15 protein-coding genes and 1 tRNA gene are annotated in these 20536 nt (G+C 60.4%); 5 read left to right on the forward strand and 11 right to left on the reverse strand.

All coding sequences use genetic code 11. The features are described 5' to 3' along the window. Positions 1-64: 64 nt before the first annotated feature. The 3 genes from ACTQVX_RS03910 to ACTQVX_RS03920 form a co-directional block, all read right to left on the reverse strand. Positions 65-940, reverse strand: a complete 876-nt coding sequence (locus ACTQVX_RS03910; RefSeq protein ID WP_441560286.1) for a hypothetical protein — start codon at positions 938-940, stop codon at positions 65-67. Further along, positions 933-3719, reverse strand: coding sequence for a class I SAM-dependent DNA methyltransferase (locus tag ACTQVX_RS03915; RefSeq protein WP_441560288.1), 2787 nt, complete (start codon positions 3717-3719; stop codon positions 933-935). The genes ACTQVX_RS03910 and ACTQVX_RS03915 overlap by 8 nt, the downstream gene beginning before the upstream one ends. Positions 3720-3924: 205 nt before the next feature. Next, positions 3925-4001 (reverse strand) — tRNA-Met (locus tag ACTQVX_RS03920). 197 nt (positions 4002-4198) lie between these two features. Here ACTQVX_RS03920 and ACTQVX_RS03925 point away from each other — a divergent pair. Continuing rightward, entirely contained in the window at positions 4199-4996 is a 798-nt protein-coding gene (locus ACTQVX_RS03925) for a type III pantothenate kinase (RefSeq protein ID WP_441538447.1), read from the forward strand. 169 nt (positions 4997-5165) lie between these two features. Here the strand turns inward: ACTQVX_RS03925 and ACTQVX_RS03930 are convergent, their stop codons facing one another. The 5 genes from ACTQVX_RS03930 to ACTQVX_RS03950 all read right to left on the reverse strand — a co-directional run bounded on the left by ACTQVX_RS03930 (position 5166) and on the right by ACTQVX_RS03950 (position 11201). Further along, on the reverse strand, positions 5166-6272 hold the full coding sequence (locus tag ACTQVX_RS03930) for a serpin family protein (RefSeq protein WP_441546468.1): 1107 nt from the start codon (positions 6270-6272) through the stop codon (positions 5166-5168). A 159-nt stretch (positions 6273-6431) separates the two neighbouring features. Continuing rightward, positions 6432-7628: an ATP-binding protein gene (locus ACTQVX_RS03935; protein ID WP_441560290.1), complete on the reverse strand. Its 1197-nt coding sequence runs from the start codon at positions 7626-7628 to the stop codon at positions 6432-6434. Between the two features lie 296 nt (positions 7629-7924). After that, on the reverse strand, positions 7925-8626 hold the full coding sequence (locus ACTQVX_RS03940; protein ID WP_441546466.1) for a hypothetical protein: 702 nt from the start codon (positions 8624-8626) through the stop codon (positions 7925-7927). Beyond that, positions 8627-10354: a dihydropteroate synthase gene (gene folP / locus ACTQVX_RS03945; RefSeq protein ID WP_441546465.1), complete on the reverse strand. Its 1728-nt coding sequence runs from the start codon at positions 10352-10354 to the stop codon at positions 8627-8629. It abuts the gene before it with no gap. Between the two features lie 94 nt (positions 10355-10448). Then, the gene (locus ACTQVX_RS03950; protein ID WP_441546464.1) at positions 10449-11201 is read right to left on the reverse strand and encodes an NAD-dependent protein deacylase; all 753 of its coding nucleotides are present in this window, start codon (positions 11199-11201) and stop codon (positions 10449-10451) included. Between the two features lie 136 nt (positions 11202-11337). Between ACTQVX_RS03950 and ACTQVX_RS03955 the strand changes: the two genes are divergently transcribed. Continuing rightward, positions 11338-12156: an exodeoxyribonuclease III gene (locus tag ACTQVX_RS03955; protein ID WP_441546463.1), complete on the forward strand. Its 819-nt coding sequence runs from the start codon at positions 11338-11340 to the stop codon at positions 12154-12156. Positions 12157-12690: 534 nt separating this feature from the next. Here ACTQVX_RS03955 and ACTQVX_RS03960 read toward each other — a convergent pair. From ACTQVX_RS03960 to ACTQVX_RS03970, 3 genes are read right to left on the reverse strand one after another with little or no spacing between them, the layout of a single operon-like run. Continuing rightward, on the reverse strand, positions 12691-13404 hold the full coding sequence (locus ACTQVX_RS03960) for a DUF6580 family putative transport protein (RefSeq protein WP_441546462.1): 714 nt from the start codon (positions 13402-13404) through the stop codon (positions 12691-12693). 4 nt (positions 13405-13408) lie between these two features. Next, positions 13409-15028: an ABC transporter ATP-binding protein gene (locus ACTQVX_RS03965; RefSeq protein ID WP_441546461.1), complete on the reverse strand. Its 1620-nt coding sequence runs from the start codon at positions 15026-15028 to the stop codon at positions 13409-13411. A 23-nt stretch (positions 15029-15051) separates the two neighbouring features. Continuing rightward, positions 15052-15930, reverse strand: coding sequence for an energy-coupling factor transporter transmembrane component T family protein (locus ACTQVX_RS03970; RefSeq protein ID WP_427718158.1), 879 nt, complete (start codon positions 15928-15930; stop codon positions 15052-15054). Between the two features lie 205 nt (positions 15931-16135). Here ACTQVX_RS03970 and glmU point away from each other — a divergent pair, with 205 nt between their 5' ends. From glmU to ACTQVX_RS03985, 3 genes are all read left to right on the forward strand, one after another. Next, positions 16136-17548, forward strand: a complete 1413-nt coding sequence (gene glmU / locus ACTQVX_RS03975; protein ID WP_441546460.1) for a bifunctional UDP-N-acetylglucosamine diphosphorylase/glucosamine-1-phosphate N-acetyltransferase GlmU — start codon at positions 16136-16138, stop codon at positions 17546-17548. Positions 17549-17741: 193 nt separating this feature from the next. After that, positions 17742-18728: a ribose-phosphate diphosphokinase gene (locus ACTQVX_RS03980; RefSeq protein ID WP_154516678.1), complete on the forward strand. Its 987-nt coding sequence runs from the start codon at positions 17742-17744 to the stop codon at positions 18726-18728. 747 nt (positions 18729-19475) lie between these two features. Next, positions 19476-20312 carry a hypothetical protein gene (locus ACTQVX_RS03985; RefSeq protein ID WP_427717995.1) on the forward strand — a complete coding sequence of 279 codons (837 nt, stop codon included), beginning with the start codon at positions 19476-19478 and terminating at the stop codon, positions 20310-20312. Positions 20313-20536 lie beyond the last annotated feature (224 nt).

Here is a 20536-nt window from a genome sequence, read left to right on the forward strand (position 1 = left end):
TTCGCAGTCTTCAAGTTAATTGCCATATCTGGCTCCTCTTTCTGTTCTAGTTTACCGAATCGGCTTATAGCCCAACGGGGCCCGACCGTTCCGCAGTTGCGGGGCCTGCCGCCTGTGGCAACAACCTGAGCTCCCCTGCAAGTCTCCTGGACCCGCCTTTGAGGCTAACGAACGTGAGGCCGCCCGAGATGAAGCCGCCGACGACCGGAACGACTTTGCTCACCGCGTCGCCGAAACTGCTTTTGGTGATCTTGACGCCGATTCCGGCAAGAACCTTTTTGATGATCGGGTAGTAGCTCGTCTGCGTAAGCGCCTTGCTGGCGACCTTCTTGGCGATATTCGACTGAACCGTTTTGGAAAACGCCGTCAACGCGGAGTTGGCCCCGCCCACTCCGACCATCACAGCCAGGAGAAGGGCAAAAGCCGCCAAGGTCTCATCGTCCATCTCGTCGCAATCGTCGATGAAGGACCGCCAGCCGTAAAGATACGCCAGTTTCTGCATGATTCGAAAGGCGTGGACATAGTACTGCGTCACGTCCGCCGGGATCGTTCCGAGCATCGCGAGTCCTCCGGGCAATCCCGCGGAAAACGAAAGGACGCTCGATTTCTTCGTCTCGAAATCAATGACGTCCATGGCGATGGAGTCGACAAGGCCGGAATCCATCCCGGCGGCTGCCGGGCTCGTTGAAATAGCGAGCTCCACTCGCTCGTCCGAGACGCCTCGTTTCCGGAGCTCAGAACGGAGGAAATGGTCGCGCTCGATCGCCACGCCCTTCAGTCTCATCACCTTCTGGAGGAAGGCGACGGCATATCTCTGGGCTTCTTCCTCCTCCCGATCAGCCTCGGCCTTTAGGCCCCCAATACCTTCTTTCACAGAATCGGACTCGGATAGCTCCGCCCCCTCTTTTGGCTTTACGGCACTCCCCTTCACGCTACTCACCGACCTTTTCGGCATAGAGATTAAATAGATGGGAGACGATCTTGTTCTCGTCTCCATTGAAATCGACACCGTAGGCCGATTCGATTGCCTCGTCGAGCTTGCCGTGGGCTTCGAACAGCTCTGGATACAGGAACTCGTCCGCCGGTTTATAGAGGTCGGCCAGGGACGCGCCGTGATACAGCCCCCTTGCAGAAAGCACCGCCTGACCGGCATCGATGATGGCCCGCCGTCCCTCATCGGTTAATTTCGGCAGGGGGAAATTGTTCCACACGATGGTGTTCGAGAAACGGCAGTCGCTCTTGAGCTCGCCTCCGACCGCCTTCTGCCACGCCATGAAGACCCCTGATGAGATGATTCCGAACAGGAGACCATCGGGGTCGTCGGCGAAGAAACAGGCGTCCGTAGCGATTTCCCCGGATTCACACCGTTTGACCGTGAAGTACTTTCGCCCACCGGAAAAATGACGCGGGACGCAGAGGAACGGCCCGTCGGCCTTCCTCACCTCAGCATAGCGCCAGGGCTCATCAGCAAGCCGCCTCGTCGATGCTTTCTTCGAAGCCAAACGGAAATCTCGGACTCCCTGGACCCTCTCCCTCAAGATCGGGGATTTCGCGATATCCGATCTAGGCGCGTCCGCAAGCCACAAAGACCATCTTTCCTTGTTGTTAATCAACTCCTGGGCTCCCACACACGGGACTACATATTTTGCGGCGACGCTGTCGGAAATAACGTCCTCGTATTCTTCTCTTGTCTTAATCTGGAAGTATCCCCCATCCGCCGGTTTACCTCCGATGACCATAGGAGATACATCCTCAAACAGTGGTCTCATTTTCTTCTCAACAAAGACGTTCGGAGCGTCAAGCAAGTAACCGTTCAAATTGTTCGGATGCTCAATCGTCCTTTTGCCCCGATGATACGAGAAGGCAACAGGCTCCACGGGACCCTGGGAGAATCCAACGATGACTACGTGCACATGGGCCTCGTCGTCAGCCGCCGAATCCCATACGAAAGAACGGTGTGCGAAACTGACCCTCCATCCCGCGTCGAATAGGGGCCTGAAAAGGGATGGAACCGGCTGGCCCTGGCAAATCGAGTTCGTCGAGACAAACGAAAACTCCGCGTCAGTATTAACCAAATAATCGGCCGCTTTCCTATACCAGCATGTCGCATAGTCGAGATAGCCGTCGTAGCCCCGGCCCCAAACATACTTGAGGTCGTCCACCTGCTCATCGGTCCTTTGGGACTGCCCGATAAACGGCGGATTGCCGAGAACGTAGTTGACCTCATCACTTGGGACCACGTCGTTCCAGTCGATGCGAAGCGCGTTTGCGTTGACGATGCCCTCGTAGTCCGTGAGCGGCAGTTCCTGATAGACGCGCTGCGTCACCTTTGCCGTATCGGCATCCGCCTGCTTCTCGGCAATCCAGAGCGCAGTGCGGGCAACGCAGCAGGCGAAATCCTCAAGCTCGATGCCATGGAAATTCTTCAGACTGACAAGGACGTCGGCGGCCTCGACCTCCTCAAAGCGGAAAGACGTTTGTTCTCCTTGGAGTTCAAAAAGAATACGGTTTTCTAACTGTCGCAGGCAGAGATAGCTCTCCGTAAGGAAATTACCCGAACCTGCCGCCGGATCGAGGATAGAGATGCTACCGATCTTCTCATGGAGCTCCTTGAGAGCACGGGTCCTCGCGCCGCCCGCGACGGGCTTTGCACAGGCCTCATCAAACTCCACCTTGAGATCGTCGAGAAAAAGCGGGTCAATCACTTTATGGATGTTCTCGGGGCTCGTGAAGTGTTGGCCGTTCGCACGCCGATGGTCATGCGACAGCGCCCCCTCAAAGATGGAACCGAAGACCGTGGGGCTCACGCCAGTCCAATCGAATTCCTGACAGCCCTCGACAATGAGCGTATGTCGGAAACTCTCGGACAATGGCGGGATTTCCGTCCTCTCACGAAAGAGGCCGCCGTTCATGTAGGGCAGCTTCTTCAGCCAGGACTCGGCATACTTGTCGCGGTCCTCATCTTTGGTATCGAGCCAGACGAACAGGTCCTTGAGGCCTCGCCTGAGATCACCCGCCTGGAAGTGTGCGACGTAGTCTCGGAAGGCATTTGGCTCCATGAGACCAGCGTCCTCGCAGAACATAAGGAACATGAGGCGCGTCATGAGCACGGAGAGCGCATGGTGGTTCTCGGGCGCGTCGGGGTCGTCGAACGCCTCGGCAACCTGGTCATGAAGTTTCGACATGATCTTGCCGGCCTCTACGGAGACGGCACGGGAGATCGTGGCCGGGGCCTCCGCCCCGCCCTTGAGGAACTGAATGGCCGCGAGATTCTTGGGGAGCTCGGCGAGTGGCAACTTGAAAAGAGGCTCCCGGCATAGCGAGTCCCGTTCGCGGTCGAAGACCCAAAACTCGGCAAAATTGCAAGCGATAATGTAGCGCGGCTGTTGGGAGAGGGGCATGCCCTGAGCATAGGCGTTACCCTGCTTCGCTGGTGTCACCTTGCGTCCCTGGTGCGTCTCCTCCTTGGCGAGATCGATTCCAAGCGACTTCTGCTCGACGAGGGTTTTTGCCGACGGGATGAAGACGTCGATGTACCCTTCATGTGTGCTCGCATCGGTGGAAACGGGCTTTTCGAACTCAAGCCGTGACACCGCGTCCTCTACGCCGAGGACGTTCTGGTAAAAGTCAATCCAGAACCGCTGGGTGTCCTGGTTCTCATTTCCCTTTTTCGCCCACCTGCTTGCAAAAGCTTCTGCATCGGCTTTCTTTCCTGGCATACGGACCCTCACTTGATAGCCTTTTCCACTGAGAAAGATTCTACGGGTTCTTCACTTCTATTTAGCTGGTTTTAGTTTTATTGGCATCCGTTTTGCCTTGGCGGTCGTTGCAATCTGCTCATATTCCGCTCAGGAGTCCTCGCTGCATTGTCAAGATAAAAGAAAACAGCCCAGAGGAACAATGCCTCTGAGCTGTTAAAAATCTTGGTCGCGGGGGCAGGATTTGAACCTACGACCTCCGGGTTATGAGCCCGGCGAGCTACCAGACTGCTCCACCCCGCAATGTCTGGGCGCCTCATGTGCGCAAGAAAGGATACTACTCGGGAGTTCGGTGGACGGCAAGGAAATTCTCGTAGAGCATAATTCCTTCATATTTAAAACCCCTCAGCCCATATCACCGTAAACGAATCGCAGCCGAGCGCCGTCGACAGCACGTATACAATGGTGCGCGTCCTTTTATGCCGAAACCGGGAGTAGACATGCTGCTCGCTATCGATATGGGAAACACGCAGACGGCCATGGGCCTGTTTGACGGAGACGAGCTGGTGCAGTCGTGGCGCATGCCCACCGACCGCTCCTATACCGCAGATGAGATCCATGTGCGCCTGATGGGTTTTTTTAAGATGTACGGCCTTTCGCTCGACGCGGTCGACGCTATCGCCTTTGCGGGCGTGGTGCCGCAGCTCTCGCGCGAATGGCATGCCGTGGCCGACCGCATTGCCGCAGACGTCATCGTCATTGGGCCGCAGACGGCCGCCGTAACCAAGCTGCGCGCGGCGCGTCCCCGGGCCGTAGGTGCCGATCGCGTCGCCAACGCCGTTGCGGCTGAGACTTTCTACGGCGCGCCGGCAATCGTGGTGGACTTTGGCACCGCAACCAATATCGACGTCATCGATGAGGACGGCTATTACATTGGCGGAGCGATCGCGCCGGGCATCCGCATCTCCATGGATGCACTTGCCGCCCGCGCCGCCAAGCTCGCCAGCGTGCCGCTCGAGGCGCCCGAGCACGCCATCGGCCGCGATACCGAGGAGTGCATCAAGGTCGGCGCCGTGGTGGGCACCGCCGCTATGGCCGAAGGCCTGGTCGCGCGCATGAAGCGCGAGCTGGGCCGCGAGGATGCCAACGTTATCGCCACGGGAGGCCTCGCCGGCATCGTCGCCGATTCGACCGATGCCTTCGACGTGGTCGATGGACAGCTCACCATTAAGGGTATCTGCGAAATCTACCGCCGCATGCAGGAGCTGGGGCAAGACAGGGACCGGAGCCAAGCGTGAGCACTGTCTTAACCCCTCGGTTTCTCTGACGCACGGACTAGGTGACTCTAGTTCTCCAACCCCTCCGTGAGCCAGATCAAGCGACTACGTTTCATCAAAACAGAATAGTCAGCTGGAAAGAGTACGTTGGCAACCCTTGGCATAGCAGCCCCCCTCGCAAACCTCAACCTCACCTTTCTTGCACGTCCACCGACGGCAGCGCGACGCTTGCCACAAAGAGCGGTACGCCGGTGCGAGACACGAGCGCTGCATAGAAAGGCCTGTCAAGCGTTATCTTGCGCGGCTCTGGCGGGTTCTCCGGCGGAAGGCCCGCGACAGCGACCATCACCGTGTACGCGCCGGCCTCTACGCCGTTCTCATCGACAGCGAACTTCGCGCCATGGACAATCTGCGTTGGAGTCCCCTCTACCCCCACCATAGGTGTAAGCTCCATCGCAGTTGCCGTAGAGACGCCGGCGGCCTTTAGCAGCGAGCAGACGTCCGAGAGCGTCGACTCGCATTCAAAGCGAGGAATCCCCAGGTCGACGGGCTCCCATTCTCCCTCGCCTTGGGACAGACGCTCGAATAGCCCAAGCGCGTCATCAATATGATCATCCTCGCCGCTCGGAAGAACAAAACACACGCCGGCATCGGAGCTGAGCGGCAACAAGAAGGCAACCCTGCCGTTCTCGACGATCACCGCACAATCGCGCTCGCCACGCATAAACGCTGCTTGAACATCGCCGTTCTTTGCATGGAAGGTCTCAACTTTGGTCGATTCGCCGTCAAACGGATCCGCCCATGCATCCTTCATGTAAAGCGCGCTCACAAGACAGGCAAGAGCCACTGGTGATAACTCGATGCTTGGCGACAGCAGGCCGTGAGTTTGTTCGGCTATCCAATCGGTCACCCGTTGGCTAACGCGCGGATCGGCCAAGTCATCGATTGACACATGCACGCTGCATTTGTCGCACTCGTGCAGAAACGCCTCCGATGGGCTCGCGGACCTGGAAAGCCAAGCTGCCGTTGCCGAGCTCGCATCATAACCGTCATAGCCCCAGTTCCGCTCCAGCTCGATGCCGAAGGGATCACGCTCGCTAAACATGTCGCCATCGCCCAGGAGCATGTCGAGCTCCCGACATGTGGCGCCCGAGGCACCCTTTCGTACAATCGTCAACAAGCTCGCGACGCACGCAGGCGACCAAACCCCGTTCTTGCCTTGAGCGAGTATTTTCTCGGATAGGGATTTTGCAACCCTCCATGCCTGTGGACACGCCGAATTTGCTTTGTCAGCCATAGTCTGCTCCCATCGTTAGGACATAAACTATTATTTCGCACGGCGCGGACACAAATCTCGCACCGGAAAGGCAGCCCAATGGCTTTCTAAGAGGCTCAAAGCCTTTCTATTCCTCAAAAACAAAAATTTTTCAGTTTTGAGGAATAGGCTCGATGCACGCTACGCCTCACCGCACAGCCACCTCGCCAGGTCCACGATCTGCACTCCGTCGCGGTCCGTGGCCTCGTGATGCGTGCGGGCGAGAATCATTTTGGGGTACGCGTCGCCAATGCTCAGCAGTGGTGAAATCTCGCGTTCAAATGTCTTATCCGAGCTGATGTCGTCGCTCACCTGAATGTAGAGCTTCTCGCTTCGCTTGATTGCTACAAAGTCAATTTCCTTTTTATAGAGTACGCCGACGTATACCTCATATCCGCGGCGCAGCAGCTCGATGGCCACCATGTTCTCGTACACGCGACCCCAGTCCATATCGCGCGTACCGAGCAGCGCGTATTTGAACGCGTGGTCTGCCAGGTAATACTTCTCGCCGCTCTTAAGGTATTTCTTGCCGCGAATGTCATATCGACGAACTTTATAGAAGGCAAACGCATCGCACAGGTACCCCATGTACGCACCGACCGTCTTGTTCGTAATCTTTAGCCCTTCCGCATTTAATGCATCGGTAATGTTGCGTGCCGACGTAATGTTGGAAACGTTGTCCATCATGTAATCGGCAATGCGCAGCAGCGCCGATTCGTTTCTCACGTTATGCCGTTGCACGATATCTCTCACAATGAGCGTCTTAAAGACGTTGGAGAGATATTGATAGCGCTGCTCCTGCAGTGGATAAGGGTAAGAGCCAGACATACCGCCGGTTCTCGCGTACTCATCGAAGTCACGGTCGACCTCGCCCTCGTCGCCATAGAGACGATACTCCTCAAACGAGAATGGGAAAACCTCGATCTCGAACGTGCGCCCCGTAAAGAGCGTCGACAGATCGCTCGACAGCAAAAAGGCATTCGATCCGGTAATGAAGATGTCATACTGCTCGGATGCGTGAAGGCTGTTGATCGCACGCTCAAAACCGTCGCACATCTGAACCTCATCGATAAGCAGGAAGTTTTGCTTGCCGGGCACCCGGTGATCTTTTACATAAGCGAGCAACGCGTGATACTCGAGAAGGTTCTCGAACTCATCGAGGTTGTAGTTGATATGGATGACATTCGAATTAGGCAGATTTGCCTCCACGTAATCGCGGAGGGCCTCGAGCAATTTTGATTTACCGCTGCGGCGGATGCCCGTGATGACCTTGATATCCGGCACGCCAATAAGACTCGTCAACGTGTCCATATATGACGCTCTATTGATGAGTTTCATCGGGGCCTCCTCGCGGTCTTTTATCTCTATTCCTCAAAAACGAAAATTTTTCAGTTTTGAGGAATAGGCTCTATAGCGAATATACCTCGCAAAAGGCCGAGCTGCCTTAATCCTATTCCTCAAAAACGAAAATTTTTCAGTTTTGAGGAATAGGGCCGCGATGCCACCCTGTAGTCGCGCAAAGACCCTCCCCGGCTGAACCGCCTCCCATTTCTCGTGTCCAAGAAATGGGAGGCGGTTCAGAGGCCGGGGAGGGTCTTGTTGTCATCGTTGTCTTTGAGCGCGGGCATCTCGTGTTACAGCCCGCGAATCCGTACGGCCTCGGGCGGAAACTCCTGCTCGCCGGCATCGGTCTTGATGGTCGCGCGACCCCAGATGTCCAGGCCCGCAAACACACCGACCGCAAGCGGCAAGCCGTTGGGCGACACCGCCGCAACCTGGCGGCCCAGCAGCGGCACCATGTCGAAGTACTCGCCCAGCACGGGAGCCAGCGGGCCGGCGGCGCCCTGCGGTGTGTTGGCGACAACCGCCCAGGCGTACACGCGGGCCAGCACGGCGGTAGTCAGCGCTTCGACCAGCGCTTCATCGGCCACATCCACGCCAAGTTCGCCCAGCGCAGCGCGCTCAATATCCACCGTCACGGCACCGAACATGCCCGCGGCACCGGCACCGCCGTTGACGGTGACGCGTGCAAACGACGTCTCAAACGCGGGCGCGCCGTACACGATATCGCTCGGCCACTGAATGCCCACCTTACCGGCAAGACCCAGCCCCGGCGTCGATACCGTTCCCGCGAGCGCGTCCATCATGCCCATCGCCGCCACAAACGGCAGGCCATGGAAGGCGTGCATATTCACATCCGGGCGCACGACCAGCGAAAACGTCAACGACGCCTCGCCCACGCTCCAAGCGCACCAGCCCGCGGGCACACCCTCGCGACCCGCGTCACGTGCCGCGTCGAGCTCGGTACCGGCGGCAACAGCATTCATCTCAATCATCTACATACGCCCCAATTCGCCCACGATATGGCCCACGCGATCCTCGGGCTCCTTGACCTCTACACCGTTGTAGCGGAAGAACCGCGCCGGGTCGTGCATCAGGTCCTCGAGCGGCACCAGCACAAAGTCGCGTTCGCCAATGAGCGGATGCGGCAGGCGCAGCTTTTTGCCGCCATGGGTCTCGCCATCCATCCACAGCAGGTCCAGGTCGATGGTGCGCGGGCCGTTGACCTTGGCCTTCTTGGATCGGTCGCGCCCCAGCTCGGCCTCGATCTTCATAAGCTCGTCGAGCAGCACCAGCGGCGCCAGCTCGGTCTTGATCTCGATGACAGCGTTGGCAAACGCGTCCTGGCGCGTCTCGTAGGCCGGCTCGCTCTCGTAGATGCGCGAGCAGTTGGACACACAGGTGAGCGGAATCTCGGCGATCATGTCGCGCGCGGCGCGGATGTTGTCGCAACGATGCCCCAGGTTGGAGCCCACGGCCACAAACGCGCGACGCGGCTGCGGCTTGGCAACAGCCCAGTAGCCGTTCAGGAACTGCGCAAAGCCGGTGACATCGTGCACGCGCACGATGTTGGCACCGGCCTGGATAGCGCCCAGGCACACGCCAAATGTGGCGGCATCGCGCTCGGCGGCCTCGGTCACGCCCGAGACGGCGCCCACAAAGCGCTTGCGCGACACGGCGCACATGAGCGGATAGCCCAGCGACGCCATCTTGGCGGTCTCGCGCTGGATGACGATGTCTTCGTTGGCCGTCTTGCCAAAACCCGGACCCGGATCGATGCAGATACGGTCGCGTGACACGCCGGCGTGGATGAGCGCGCGGGCCTGATCGGACAGAAAGCCCATGACGCGGCGCATGATGGGCGCCGAATCGGGCAGGGTAAAGCGGCGAAGCTGCGAGGTGGGCACATAAGCCTCCTCGCGGCGGGCGCTGCGGCGCATCATGGCGGCCAAGTGATCGCTGGGCTCCGGCGCGGGCTCAGGGGTCGCGGCGGCCTCGGCGGCAGGGGCAGCCTGCTCGGCGGCCGGCGTCTCCTGCTTCTGCTCGCCCGTTGGCTCGGGCGCTGGCTCCGGATCGCCAAACGGCAGCGAGGGCTGCACCACGCCACCCGGCAGTTTGGCCTCCGTCTTGGGCTCGCCCAGCAGCTTGCCACGACGACGGCGGGCGGGCTTCTCGGCCTCGCGCGCGGCCTCGGCAGCCGCCTCGCGCGCCTTCTCGGCAACAAACGCCGCGGCAGAGGTATCGAGCTGCACCGTTGCATGCGTGCGAGCAGGCGCGGCGACCTCGCCGGCGTGCATCACGATGACGCCGCAGGTGCTCGTCGCGACAAACTCGACCATCTTGGGGTCGGTGAAGCCCGTCACGTCGTTGACGATCGAGGCGCCGCAGCGCACGGCCGCCTTGGCAACCGCCACGTGACGTGTGTCGATCGAGACGATGGCGCCCTCTTTGGCCAACGCACGCACAACAGGCAGCACGCGGCGAGCCTCCTCGTCGGGGTTGACCGGGGTAAAACCGGGGCGCGTGGACTCGCCGCCCACGTCGATGATGTCGGCACCGGCATCGAGCATCGCCAGGCCGTACTCGATGGCGGCATCCGGGTCGAAATGCTCCCCGCCGTCGCTAAACGAATCGGGCGTCACGTTGAGGACGCCCATGATGCGCGGACGGTCAAAGCTGAGCTCGTACTTTCCGCACCGCCATGTCTTGCTGTCGTTCGCCATGAACATCCTCCTAAAATGCCCGCGCCGCCACGCTCGGGCGCAGGCGGCGGGGTCGCTTTGCAATCAGTCTTTCTATTGTATCCGCGCACGCGGGCTAGAACGCAAACGCGGCAGCGATGTCGCAAGAAATCAGCAGGTCGGCATTTGCATCCTGATCGGTGGGAGCAAGATTGCATATGGCCAGCGTATCGCCGGTAAAGTATCGCGTAAGACCCGCCGCCGGATACACCACGAGCGAGGTCCCGCCCACAATGAGGGCATCGGCCGCGGCAATGGCGGCAACGGCGTCGGTCAGCACATGCTCGTCGAGCGGCTCCTCGTAGAGCACCACATCGGGCTTAATGCGCCCGCCGCACGCGGGGCACACGGGCACACCCGCGGCGTCCTCTTGCCCGCGGGCGCAAATCCACTCGGCGCTATAGACCGCGCCGCACGACTGGCAAATGTTGCGATGGACCGATCCGTGCAGCTCGAACACGCGCTGCGAGCCCGCCATCTGATGCAGGCCGTCGATGTTTTGCGTCACCACGGCATTTAGTTTGCCGGCACGCTCCAGCTCGGCCAGTTTGGTGTGGCAGCGGTTGGGCTTGGCGCCAAGTGAGATCATCTTGGTGCGGTAGAAGTCGAAGAACTCGGCCGGATGCGCCTCGTAAAAGCTATGCGAGAGCATGGTCTCGGGAGGGTAGGCAAACTGTTGGTGATATAGGCCGTCCACGCTGCGGAAATCGGGGATGCCACTCGCCGTGGAAACACCGGCGCCGCCAAAGAAGACCACACGCTTGTGGGTACCAAACAGCTCCGCCAGTGCGGCGGAGGCCCGCTTGGGATCCGATATCGCCTGCGTCATATGAGTCCTCCGTCCTTGTTGGTCGGGCAGCGTCGGGCGACATCCCAGCATGCGGCCTTTGAGTCAGCACGCGCGGAGCCCACCACCGCCCCTTTTGCGCTAATCTTAAGCCTGCAAACCCCGTCGAAAGGACACCATGCCTCAGACTTACACTTTCGCCTCGTGGAACGTCAACGGTCTGCGCGCCGTGCTCAAAAAGGACCCGAGCTTTATCCAGATCGCACAGGAGCTCAATGTCGATATCCTGGCGCTGCAAGAGACCAAGCTGCAGGAGGGCCAGGCCGATATCGACCTGCCCGGTTATCACCAAACCTGGAGCTACGCCGAGCGTAAAGGCTATTCGGGCACTGCGGTCTTTAGCCGCCAGGAACCGCTGCGCGTGCTGCGCGCCGATGCGCTGCTGCCTTACGCCGGCGAGGGCGCGGCAGCCGAGCTCGTGGCGCAGGCCGCGACCGAGGGCCGCGTCTGCGCGCTCGAGTTCGACAAGTTTTGGTTTGTGGACGTCTATACGCCCAACGCCCAAAATGAGCTCGCGCGCATCGATGTGCGCATGGCCTGGGACGATGCCTATCGCGGCTTTTTGGCGGGACTCGAGCGCGAGACCGGCAAGCCCGTGGTGACCTGCGGCGACTTTAACGTCGCGCACGAGGAGATCGACCTTAAGAACCCCAAGTCCAACCGCGGCAACGCAGGCTTTTCGGACGAGGAGCGCGGTAAGTTTACCGAGCTGCTCGACGCCGGGTTTACCGATACCTGGCGCGCGGCAAATCCCGACGTCGAGGGCGTCTACAGCTGGTGGAGCTACCGCTTTAATGCCCGCAAGAACAACGCGGGCTGGCGCATCGATTACTTCCTGGTGAGCGACGCCATCGCCGGCAACGTGCGCGACACCGGCATCCGCGGCGACATCTTTGGCAGCGACCACTGCCCCGTCACCCTCGCCCTAGAGCTCTAGCCCCAGCCGACCCCTCGGGGACGAAGCAAAACGGATCATTTTCACCTCGCGAGGGAATCCACGCGGCACACCCGCCACGAAACTGCCCCATCTACTACGTTTAAGCCACTACCCTCAACCACGGCGAACAACGCAAAAAGAAAACCGCAGGTAGAAAGCCTGCGGTTTTCATAAAACGCGGTCATGGTCGAGGGTATCAAGCTAAACGTAGTAGATGGGCTAGTTTCGTGGCAAGCGCCGTCAACTGATTCCCTGGGGACGTCTGGGGGCGGAAGAAAACGGATCGATTTGGCTCTCTGAGGGCCACGACGCCCGTCATATCAGCCGGCCATTCCAAAACCATGCCGGTTGACGGGGCTGAATCGCAAATCCCCAACCAAACGCAATTCAAGCAAAATAAAACCGCAGGTAGACGGATCGTCTATTTTCGGAAAAAGCCGGTATGGTCTACCTGTGCCAATCTAGCCCCGTAAACCGGCATAGTTTTAAAATGGCACTTCGACAGTATTGATTCTCGCCCCGGTGCAACCGCCACTACAGCCCGTATTTCACGACGACACGGTTAATGCGACGACACCAAGGTTTGTAGAGAGCGGCCAAGAACACGCAGGTCGCAAGGCCGTGTGTGATATCGAACGGTACCGCCGTGGCAAGACGCGCCACGGCGCCCGCCCACGTGAGCGGTTGCACAAAACCGATGATGTCGTAGGCGTTAATCACGGCGCCATAGAGCAGGCCCGACGCAAAGCCGTACGCCATCAGCGCCGGCATGCGCACGGTTCCATCGGCACGGTCGAACGCCCCCGCATGCGCCAGCGCGCCGCCAACATAGCCGACCAGACCCCAGGCATACATCTGCCACGGTGTCCACATGCCCTGCCCAAAAAAGAAATTGCTGGTCAGCGCCGCCAGCGCACCGACCATAAAGCCGTTACGACGACCGAGCGTCGCCCCGGCGATAATGGCGATGGCGCTCACGGGTTTAAAGTCGGGAATGGGGCCAAACAAGATACGCCCCGCCGCGGCCAACGCCGCCAAAACCAGCGCGGGCATAATCTGGCGTAGGCCCGGTCGCGACGCCTCGTAACCCGCAAAGAACAGCGCGAGCACCAGCGCCACCACGACAAGCATGGCAAGCGCCGCCTGCTCAACGCCTGCCAGCAACGCCGCGGCCATTACCGCTGGCACCGCCAGCAGCAGTGGGATCTCCAGTTTTGCGAGTATGCGCAGGACGCGATAATCCGCCATCCCATCACGCCCTATAAAACACATTGTCGGCAAAAAAGTCGGCCGGCGGCTCCATGCAGGCAATCTCACCGTCGAACATCATGGCAATGTCATCGGCAACCTGCTCGGCAAAACCCAGATCGTGCGTTGCCATGATGACGGTACCGCCGGCCTCCGCATGGTCGCGCAGGGCGCGGGCGATGATGCGACGGCTGGCCAGGTCCAGACCCTTGGTGGGCTCATCGAGCAATAGCAGCTCGGGGCCGATCAACAGCAGCTTTGCCAACGCAAGCAGCTGGCGCTGCCCGCCCGAAAGATCGTACGGATGGCGCCCATCCAAGCCGGACAATCCCAGACTCGTCGCGCGCTCTCGCGCCATAGCCTCGTCATATCCGCAGGTCGAAGCCCATTCCATCAGCTCCTCGCGCACCGTCTCGGCAACCAGCAGCGCCTTGGGATTCTGAGGCAGCAGTGCCGCCGAGGCCGCCCCGCGCTCCATATGCCCACGCTGCAACTTGACCGTCTTGGCCAGCACCGAAAGCATTGTCGACTTACCGCAGCCGTTACCGCCCACAACAGCATGCACCGCGCCTGCCGAAAACGACGCATCGAGCCCGCGCAGCACCCAGCCGGACGCTCGATCGTAGCGAAACCAGCCCCCTGCCAGGGTGGTAGCCGACCCAGCGTGCATTTTTGGGAGTATTCGGCATCCACCGGCGCACGACGGCGCCCCCGAGTCGTCTTGCAACAGGATTTGCGCCTCAAATTCAGCCGATTTGTCCGATTTCGGTCTTTTTTTTGCGCCCGGAGCGCCCACGCGCGGGTCCAAATAGCCCGGCCGGCCACTGGCGCTGCTGAAAACTCCGTTTTTTGCACGCCACGAGCCACCCCACCCTGGCACCTCGCCATAAAACAGCTCTTCGCGATGCCCCAAGGAGGCGATGTCAGCGACCTCGCATACGCGCCCGCCCTCAATCCGATACGCGCACGTCGCGTATTCAAGCATCGGGCGCGGCTGGTGCGTTGCCACAACAACCGTGCAGCCCAGCTCGCGATTCACGCGAAACAGCGCATGCAGAAAATTTTTCTCGGCAACGGGATCCAGTTGGGACGTGGGCTCGTCGAGCAGCAGCACGCGAGGGCGCAACGCCAGCACGGCTGCCAGCGACAGCAGCTGCTTGCGTCCGCCCGAAAGCGTATCGGTATCGCGGTGGAGCCAATCCTCCACCCCAAAGAAATAACTGGTCTCGGCCACGCGACGGCGCATCTCGTCGCGCGACATGCCTAAGTTTTCCAGGCCAAACGCCATCTCGTGCCACACGGTTTCGCACACAATCTGGTTCTCGGGGTCCTGAAACACATAGCCCACGCGCTCCGCGGACGCGCGAACGTCCATGTCGGCAACGCTTTCGCCCAGCATGCGCAGCTCGCCGGAGCATTCGCCCGCCGGCGAAATCTCGGGCTTGAGCAACGAGAGTAATGTCGACTTGCCCGACCCGGTACCACCGACAAGCAACGCAAACGTCCCTTGGGGAACACGCCAATCGAGCCCCTCGAACACCGGCACTTCGGCCCCGGGGTAGGCAAAGCGCAGGCCCCGCACTTCAATCGCCGGCATATCCGAGCCGCACACCGCGTCCGCCATGATGCTCCCGTCCAACCGAGCCATCAGCCAAACCTCTTCTCGTCAATCGCATGCACCACGCAGGGCAGCGCCATCCAGGTCGCGTATACAACATAGCCAGGCCACGGCGCTGGCACCGAAAGCTGCGGGTAAAACGAATACTGCATCGTCGCGGTCCACGCCACTGCCGCCGTGGCCACGCCAAACAGCGCAAGCCCAACCAGCGCGGCAACGTCGCCGCGCGCCAGCCGATACCGCGCGTACGTCGTGCGACGCGCCGCGGCGCCCCACCCACGGGAGCGCATGGCGTCCGCACGCTCCAGCGAATCTTCCATGCCCCAGCCCATCAACACGCTCGATGCCCGTAGGCGCGAACGCACGGGGTCGGCCGGCGCGCGGCCCGGCACATCAATCGCATCCTGCACCGCCAGCACCGTGCGACCGCGACGCAAAAACTGCGGGATAAGCCGCATACACATCGAGATCATGAGCGCGATCACCGGCGCGGTGTTACCCAAAAGCGCAAGCACCCTGTCGTAGCTAAGCATGGACGCCGCGGCCTCAAACCACAGCACGCTCGCCACAAACAGCCCGCCCATGCACAGGCCGTATACCATGCTCTCCAGATACACCGCACGCATGCCAATACGGAACAGTTCCGTCGAGCCCGAAGCGCTAAATAACGGGTTGAGCACCGCGATAATCAAAATCACCGGCAGCTGCCAGCGAAGCGCCCCCAACGTGCGCGCGACGCCGCGCGTCGCAAACCCATACGCCAGCCCGCCCGCAAGCGACAGCGCAAGCAGTACCGGCTGCATCGAGAACATGGTGAGCCCCAACGTCAGCACCATGTAGAGCGCCGGCACCGCCGGATGCGACATCGAAAATGCCGCGACGGGTTCGTTGCCCGATTCCTCTCGCATGATATCCACGGACACCCCCATCCCCTCGCTCAAACGCCAACGCCGCAGTGCCGCCGCCATGCACAACCAGCGCAAACGTCACGCCGGCGGCACCGACATCAGCCGCCATGCGCCAATCGTTACGCGCTCATCATATGCCTGCGGTATCATATTGCGCCGTGTATCGTTTCCAAACTCACGTGTCTATAACGTAACAGGAGATCACATGGACGCAACCGCAATTATCCTCGCCGCCGGCGAGGGTACCCGCATGAAGTCGAACCACTGCAAGGTTTCGCACAAGATCCTGGGCAAGCCCATGGTCCAGTGGATCGTCGACGCCACCATCAAGGCCGGCTGCAGCCGCGTCGTGGTCGTCATCGGCAGCCACGCCGACGAGATGCGCGCCCTTATCGACGGCGCCTACGCCAACAGCGCCACCAAGGTCGAGTGCGTCGAACAGACCGAGCGCCTGGGCACCGGCCACGCCGTAAAGGTCGCCCTCGAGGCATGCGGCATCATGCAAGGCCCCGTCGTCGTGCTCAACGGCGACCTGCCGCTCATCACCGCCGACACCGTCGCCAAGTTCGCGAAGACCGTCGCTACCGGCGAGCTCGCCTGCACCGTCATGACCATGACCCCGCCCGATCCCTTTGGCTACGGCCGCATCAAGCTGGGCGCCGACGGCCAGATCGAGCGCATCATCGAGCAGAAGGACTGCACGCCCGAGCAGGCCGCCACGCTGCTCGAGTGCAACGCCGGCTGCTACGCCTTCGACGGCGCGCAGCTCGCAGCCCACATCAGCGAGATCGGCAACGACAACGCGCAGTCCGAGTACTACCTGCCCGACATGCTCGAGATTCTCAAGGGCCACGGCCAGGCAGTCTCCATCTTCCACTGCGACGACTACCGCGACGGCCTGGGCGTCAACAGCCGCATCCAGCTCGCGCAACTCACCGCTATCGCGCGCGACCGCATCAACGAGCACTGGATGGCCGAGGGCGTTACCTTCATCGACCCCACGCAGGCCTGGATCGGCCCCGACGCCGTCATCGGCCGCGACACCGTCGTGTGGCCGCAGACGCACCTGATCGGCCACGTCACCGTGGGCGAGGAGTGCCAGCTCGGCCCCAACAGCCGCCTCACCGACACCACCGTTGGCAGCGGCTGCACCATCGATGAGACCATCGCCATCGAGGCTGTCATCGAGAACGGCGTCGACTGCGGCCCGCGCGCCTACCTGCGCCCGGGCACCCACATGCTCGATGGCTCCAAGGCCGGCACACACGTGGAAATCAAGAAGTCCACGATCGGCGAGGGCTCCAAGGTGCCGCACCTGTCCTACATCGGCGACACCACCATGGGTTCCGGCGTCAACGTGGGCGCGGGCTCCATCACCTGCAACTACGACGGCGTGCACAAGCACAAGACCGTCATCGGCAAGGATGCCTTCATCGGTTCCGATACCATGATGGTCGCGCCCGCCCAGATCGGCGACGGCGCGCTCGTGGCCGCCGGCTCCGTCATCACCGAGCCGGTCCCGGCTGACGCACTCGGCCTGGGCCGCGCCCGTCAGGTAAATATTGAGGACTGGGCCGCCGATTATCGCCGCCGTCTGCACGAGGACGACGAGGTATAACGTTTTACCAAGCATCCAAGGAGCTGTTCCCATGGGGATGGCTCCTTTTTCTATGCTGACCTGCGCGACCGGATGAGTGGTCGGTTCGTGTCCGTTGACGGTAAAGACGTTATCAAGACCCGATAAACCCCGCCGCGCGGTTACAATGCAACAAGGCATCTATATGGCATTCGATATATAAAGGAGAAGGGTAATGCCGATTAATGATCCCGAGAAGTCGGAGAATATGCGCAAGTCCATCCGCGTGTATTCCGGTTCCTCCAACCGTCCCCTCGCTCAGAAGATCGCTGAGTACCTTGGGGTCGAGCTTTCGGGCCTTACGCTAAAGCAGTTCGCCAATGGTGAGATTTACGCCCGCTACGACGAGACCGTCCGCGGCGCCGACGTCTTCCTGATTCAGTCCGTGGCCGGCGGCAACGTCAACGACATGCTCATGGAGCTGCTCATCGCCACCGACGCTGCCAAGCGCGCATCCGCCCGCTCCATCACCGCCGTCATCACCCACTACGGCTATGCCCGCCAGGACCGCAAGGCCGGCCCGCGCGAGCCCATCACCGCCCGCCTCGTCGCCAACCTGCTCGAGCGCGCTGGCGTCAACCGCATCATCACCCTCGACCTGCATCAGGGCCAGATTCAGGGTTTCTTCGATATCCCGGTTAACCACCTGTCTGCACTGCCGCTGTTTGGCCAGTACTACAACGACATGCACTTCGACACCGACAACCTGGTTGTCGTCTCCCCCGACGTGGGTCGCGCCAAAGCTGCCAAGAAACTCTCCGACATGCTCGGCTGCAGCCTCGCCATCGCCCACAAGGGCCGTCCGCGCCACAACGCCGCCGAGGTCATGGGCATCATCGGTGACATCAAGGGCAAGACCTGCATCATCAATGACGACATGATCGACACCGCTGGCACCCTGTGCGCCAACGTCAAGGAGCTCAAGGCTATGGGTGCCGGCGACATCTACGTGTGCGCCACCCACGGCATCTTCTCGGGCCCGGCCATCGAGCGCCTGAACGACGCCCCCATCGTCGAGTGCCTCGTCACCGATGCCATCCCCGTCGAGGTTGGCGGCAAGATCAAGACCATCTCGGTCGCCGAGGAGTTCGCCGAGGCCATCTCTGCCGTTTACCACGAGGAGCCCGTCTCCACGCTCGTCGGCGGCGACTTCGCGCTGTAATCCAGCGCGCATCGCATCATCTTTGGTGTTTTTGAAGGGTCGGAGGCTCGCTTCCGACCCTTTTTTCTGCCCCTCGACAACCCGCCTTGGACAGTTAGTTCAGATTTGTATTAATTTGGGCATTCGTTTGGGCCATTTAATGTATCGAAAGCTCTCTTGCCGGCATAATTCCGCTCGATTCCTCCTCCCATGGATCTCTTCACCATGCCATTGGCCCCATTTTGCCCACCGAGTCCCTCAACAGCGGCAATACACCCAGGTCGCCTTGTACAAATCTGAACTAACTGTCCAGCATCCATCTCAGTAGATGCCTCCAAGGCCAACCCATCACTCCATTCTCCACTTTTCCAAGGCATTCCGTATGATGTCGTTACCGCCCGCGGCGCGCGACGCCCCTTTGAGCGAAAAGAACGCCACGGCCATATCATTTCGCCAACGGCTTAGTACCTTATAGCTATGACAACCGTAATTTCACACCTCTCCGCCCTCCGCGCAATTCGCCGCGCTCGACGGGCGTACTCCGCCCTTCCCTGGGACGCCATCGATGACGGGCAACAGACACAAGCCCTCGTAGGTTGCGTTCCCAACAAGGACGCCATAGACTTTGCGGCCCTTGCAATACTTGACGCCTGGAGCGAAGACGACTCCGAGCGTCTAGACCTCTTTGTTGCGAGCGGCAGCAACAGACGACCCGACGGACGGCTCCTCCAGCACACCATCACCGCCCCTCTCCCCCAGGGCGCGATCATGCACATCGAAGCCGACATCTACGCAACGTCTCCCGCCATGACGGCCATGCTTTGTTCCAAAAATGAATCGGTTGCCAAAACCTTGATGCTTCTCATGGAACTGCTCGGGACCTACTCACTTCCGCCCGAAGCAACTTACCCCATCGCCTACGACGACACGTGGCCCGAGGCCAACAGCTTCGAAACGATGGACGATCTCGATTGCCAGGGCGACCAACCGACACCCGAAAAGCAAGCCGAAACCCGCTACGAACAGGCGCACTACAAATGCGAGCCCGCCACAACCATCGAAGAGCTCGAGGCGGTCGCACGGTTTGCCAAAAGTAGTTCCTACGCCTCGTTTCGCACAGCTATCAAACTCGCCCGGGCCGGATCCGCATCCCCAGCGGAATCATTGATGTTCGCCGTCCTGGGCGCACCCATGCGCTTTGGCGGATTCGGGTGTTGCAGCCTGCCCATGGGAGGCCTGCTGCTCAACTATCGAGTCGATTTCGACACCCTTGCGGTCAACATGTCCTCGGGCATCCCCTACGCCATCTGCGACTTATATTGTCCAGCCGCCGGAGTCGACAACGAATACAACGGAATTGGACATGAGCTTCAAAACGCTCGCATCCACGATGGCAATCGCAACAATGGCCTTAAGGCCATGGGTATCCACGTCCTGGTTATCAACCGTGACCAAATGAAGGACCTTGTTGCACTCGAAGCCTTCGCCCAGACGATGCATCGACTTGCGGGAGTTCGATTCCGCTACCGCATCAAGGGTTATCGCAAGCGTCAGGCCGCCTGGCTCAACACCCTGCGGGCCGGAATCGGCCTCGCGCCGGTCTAAAAGACTTTTACCCAGTGTTACCGAGCATGGCTGGACAGTTAGTTCATATTTGTACAAACAGACGGCTCATTTCGAGGTGGTTTGCCGCCATCCCGGCGCCAATCACCTCATTTGAAGACTCAAAAGATCTGAAATAGCACAAATTGTGCTCCCCAAAGCGCCGTGACAGTTCCGTGGCCCCGATTTTGGCAGTCAAAGATCTCTTGGTTTATACAAATCTGAAC

This window comes from Collinsella sp. LCP19S3_A6, from assembly GCF_052122015.1.
Lineage (GTDB): Bacteria > Actinomycetota > Coriobacteriia > Coriobacteriales > Coriobacteriaceae > Collinsella.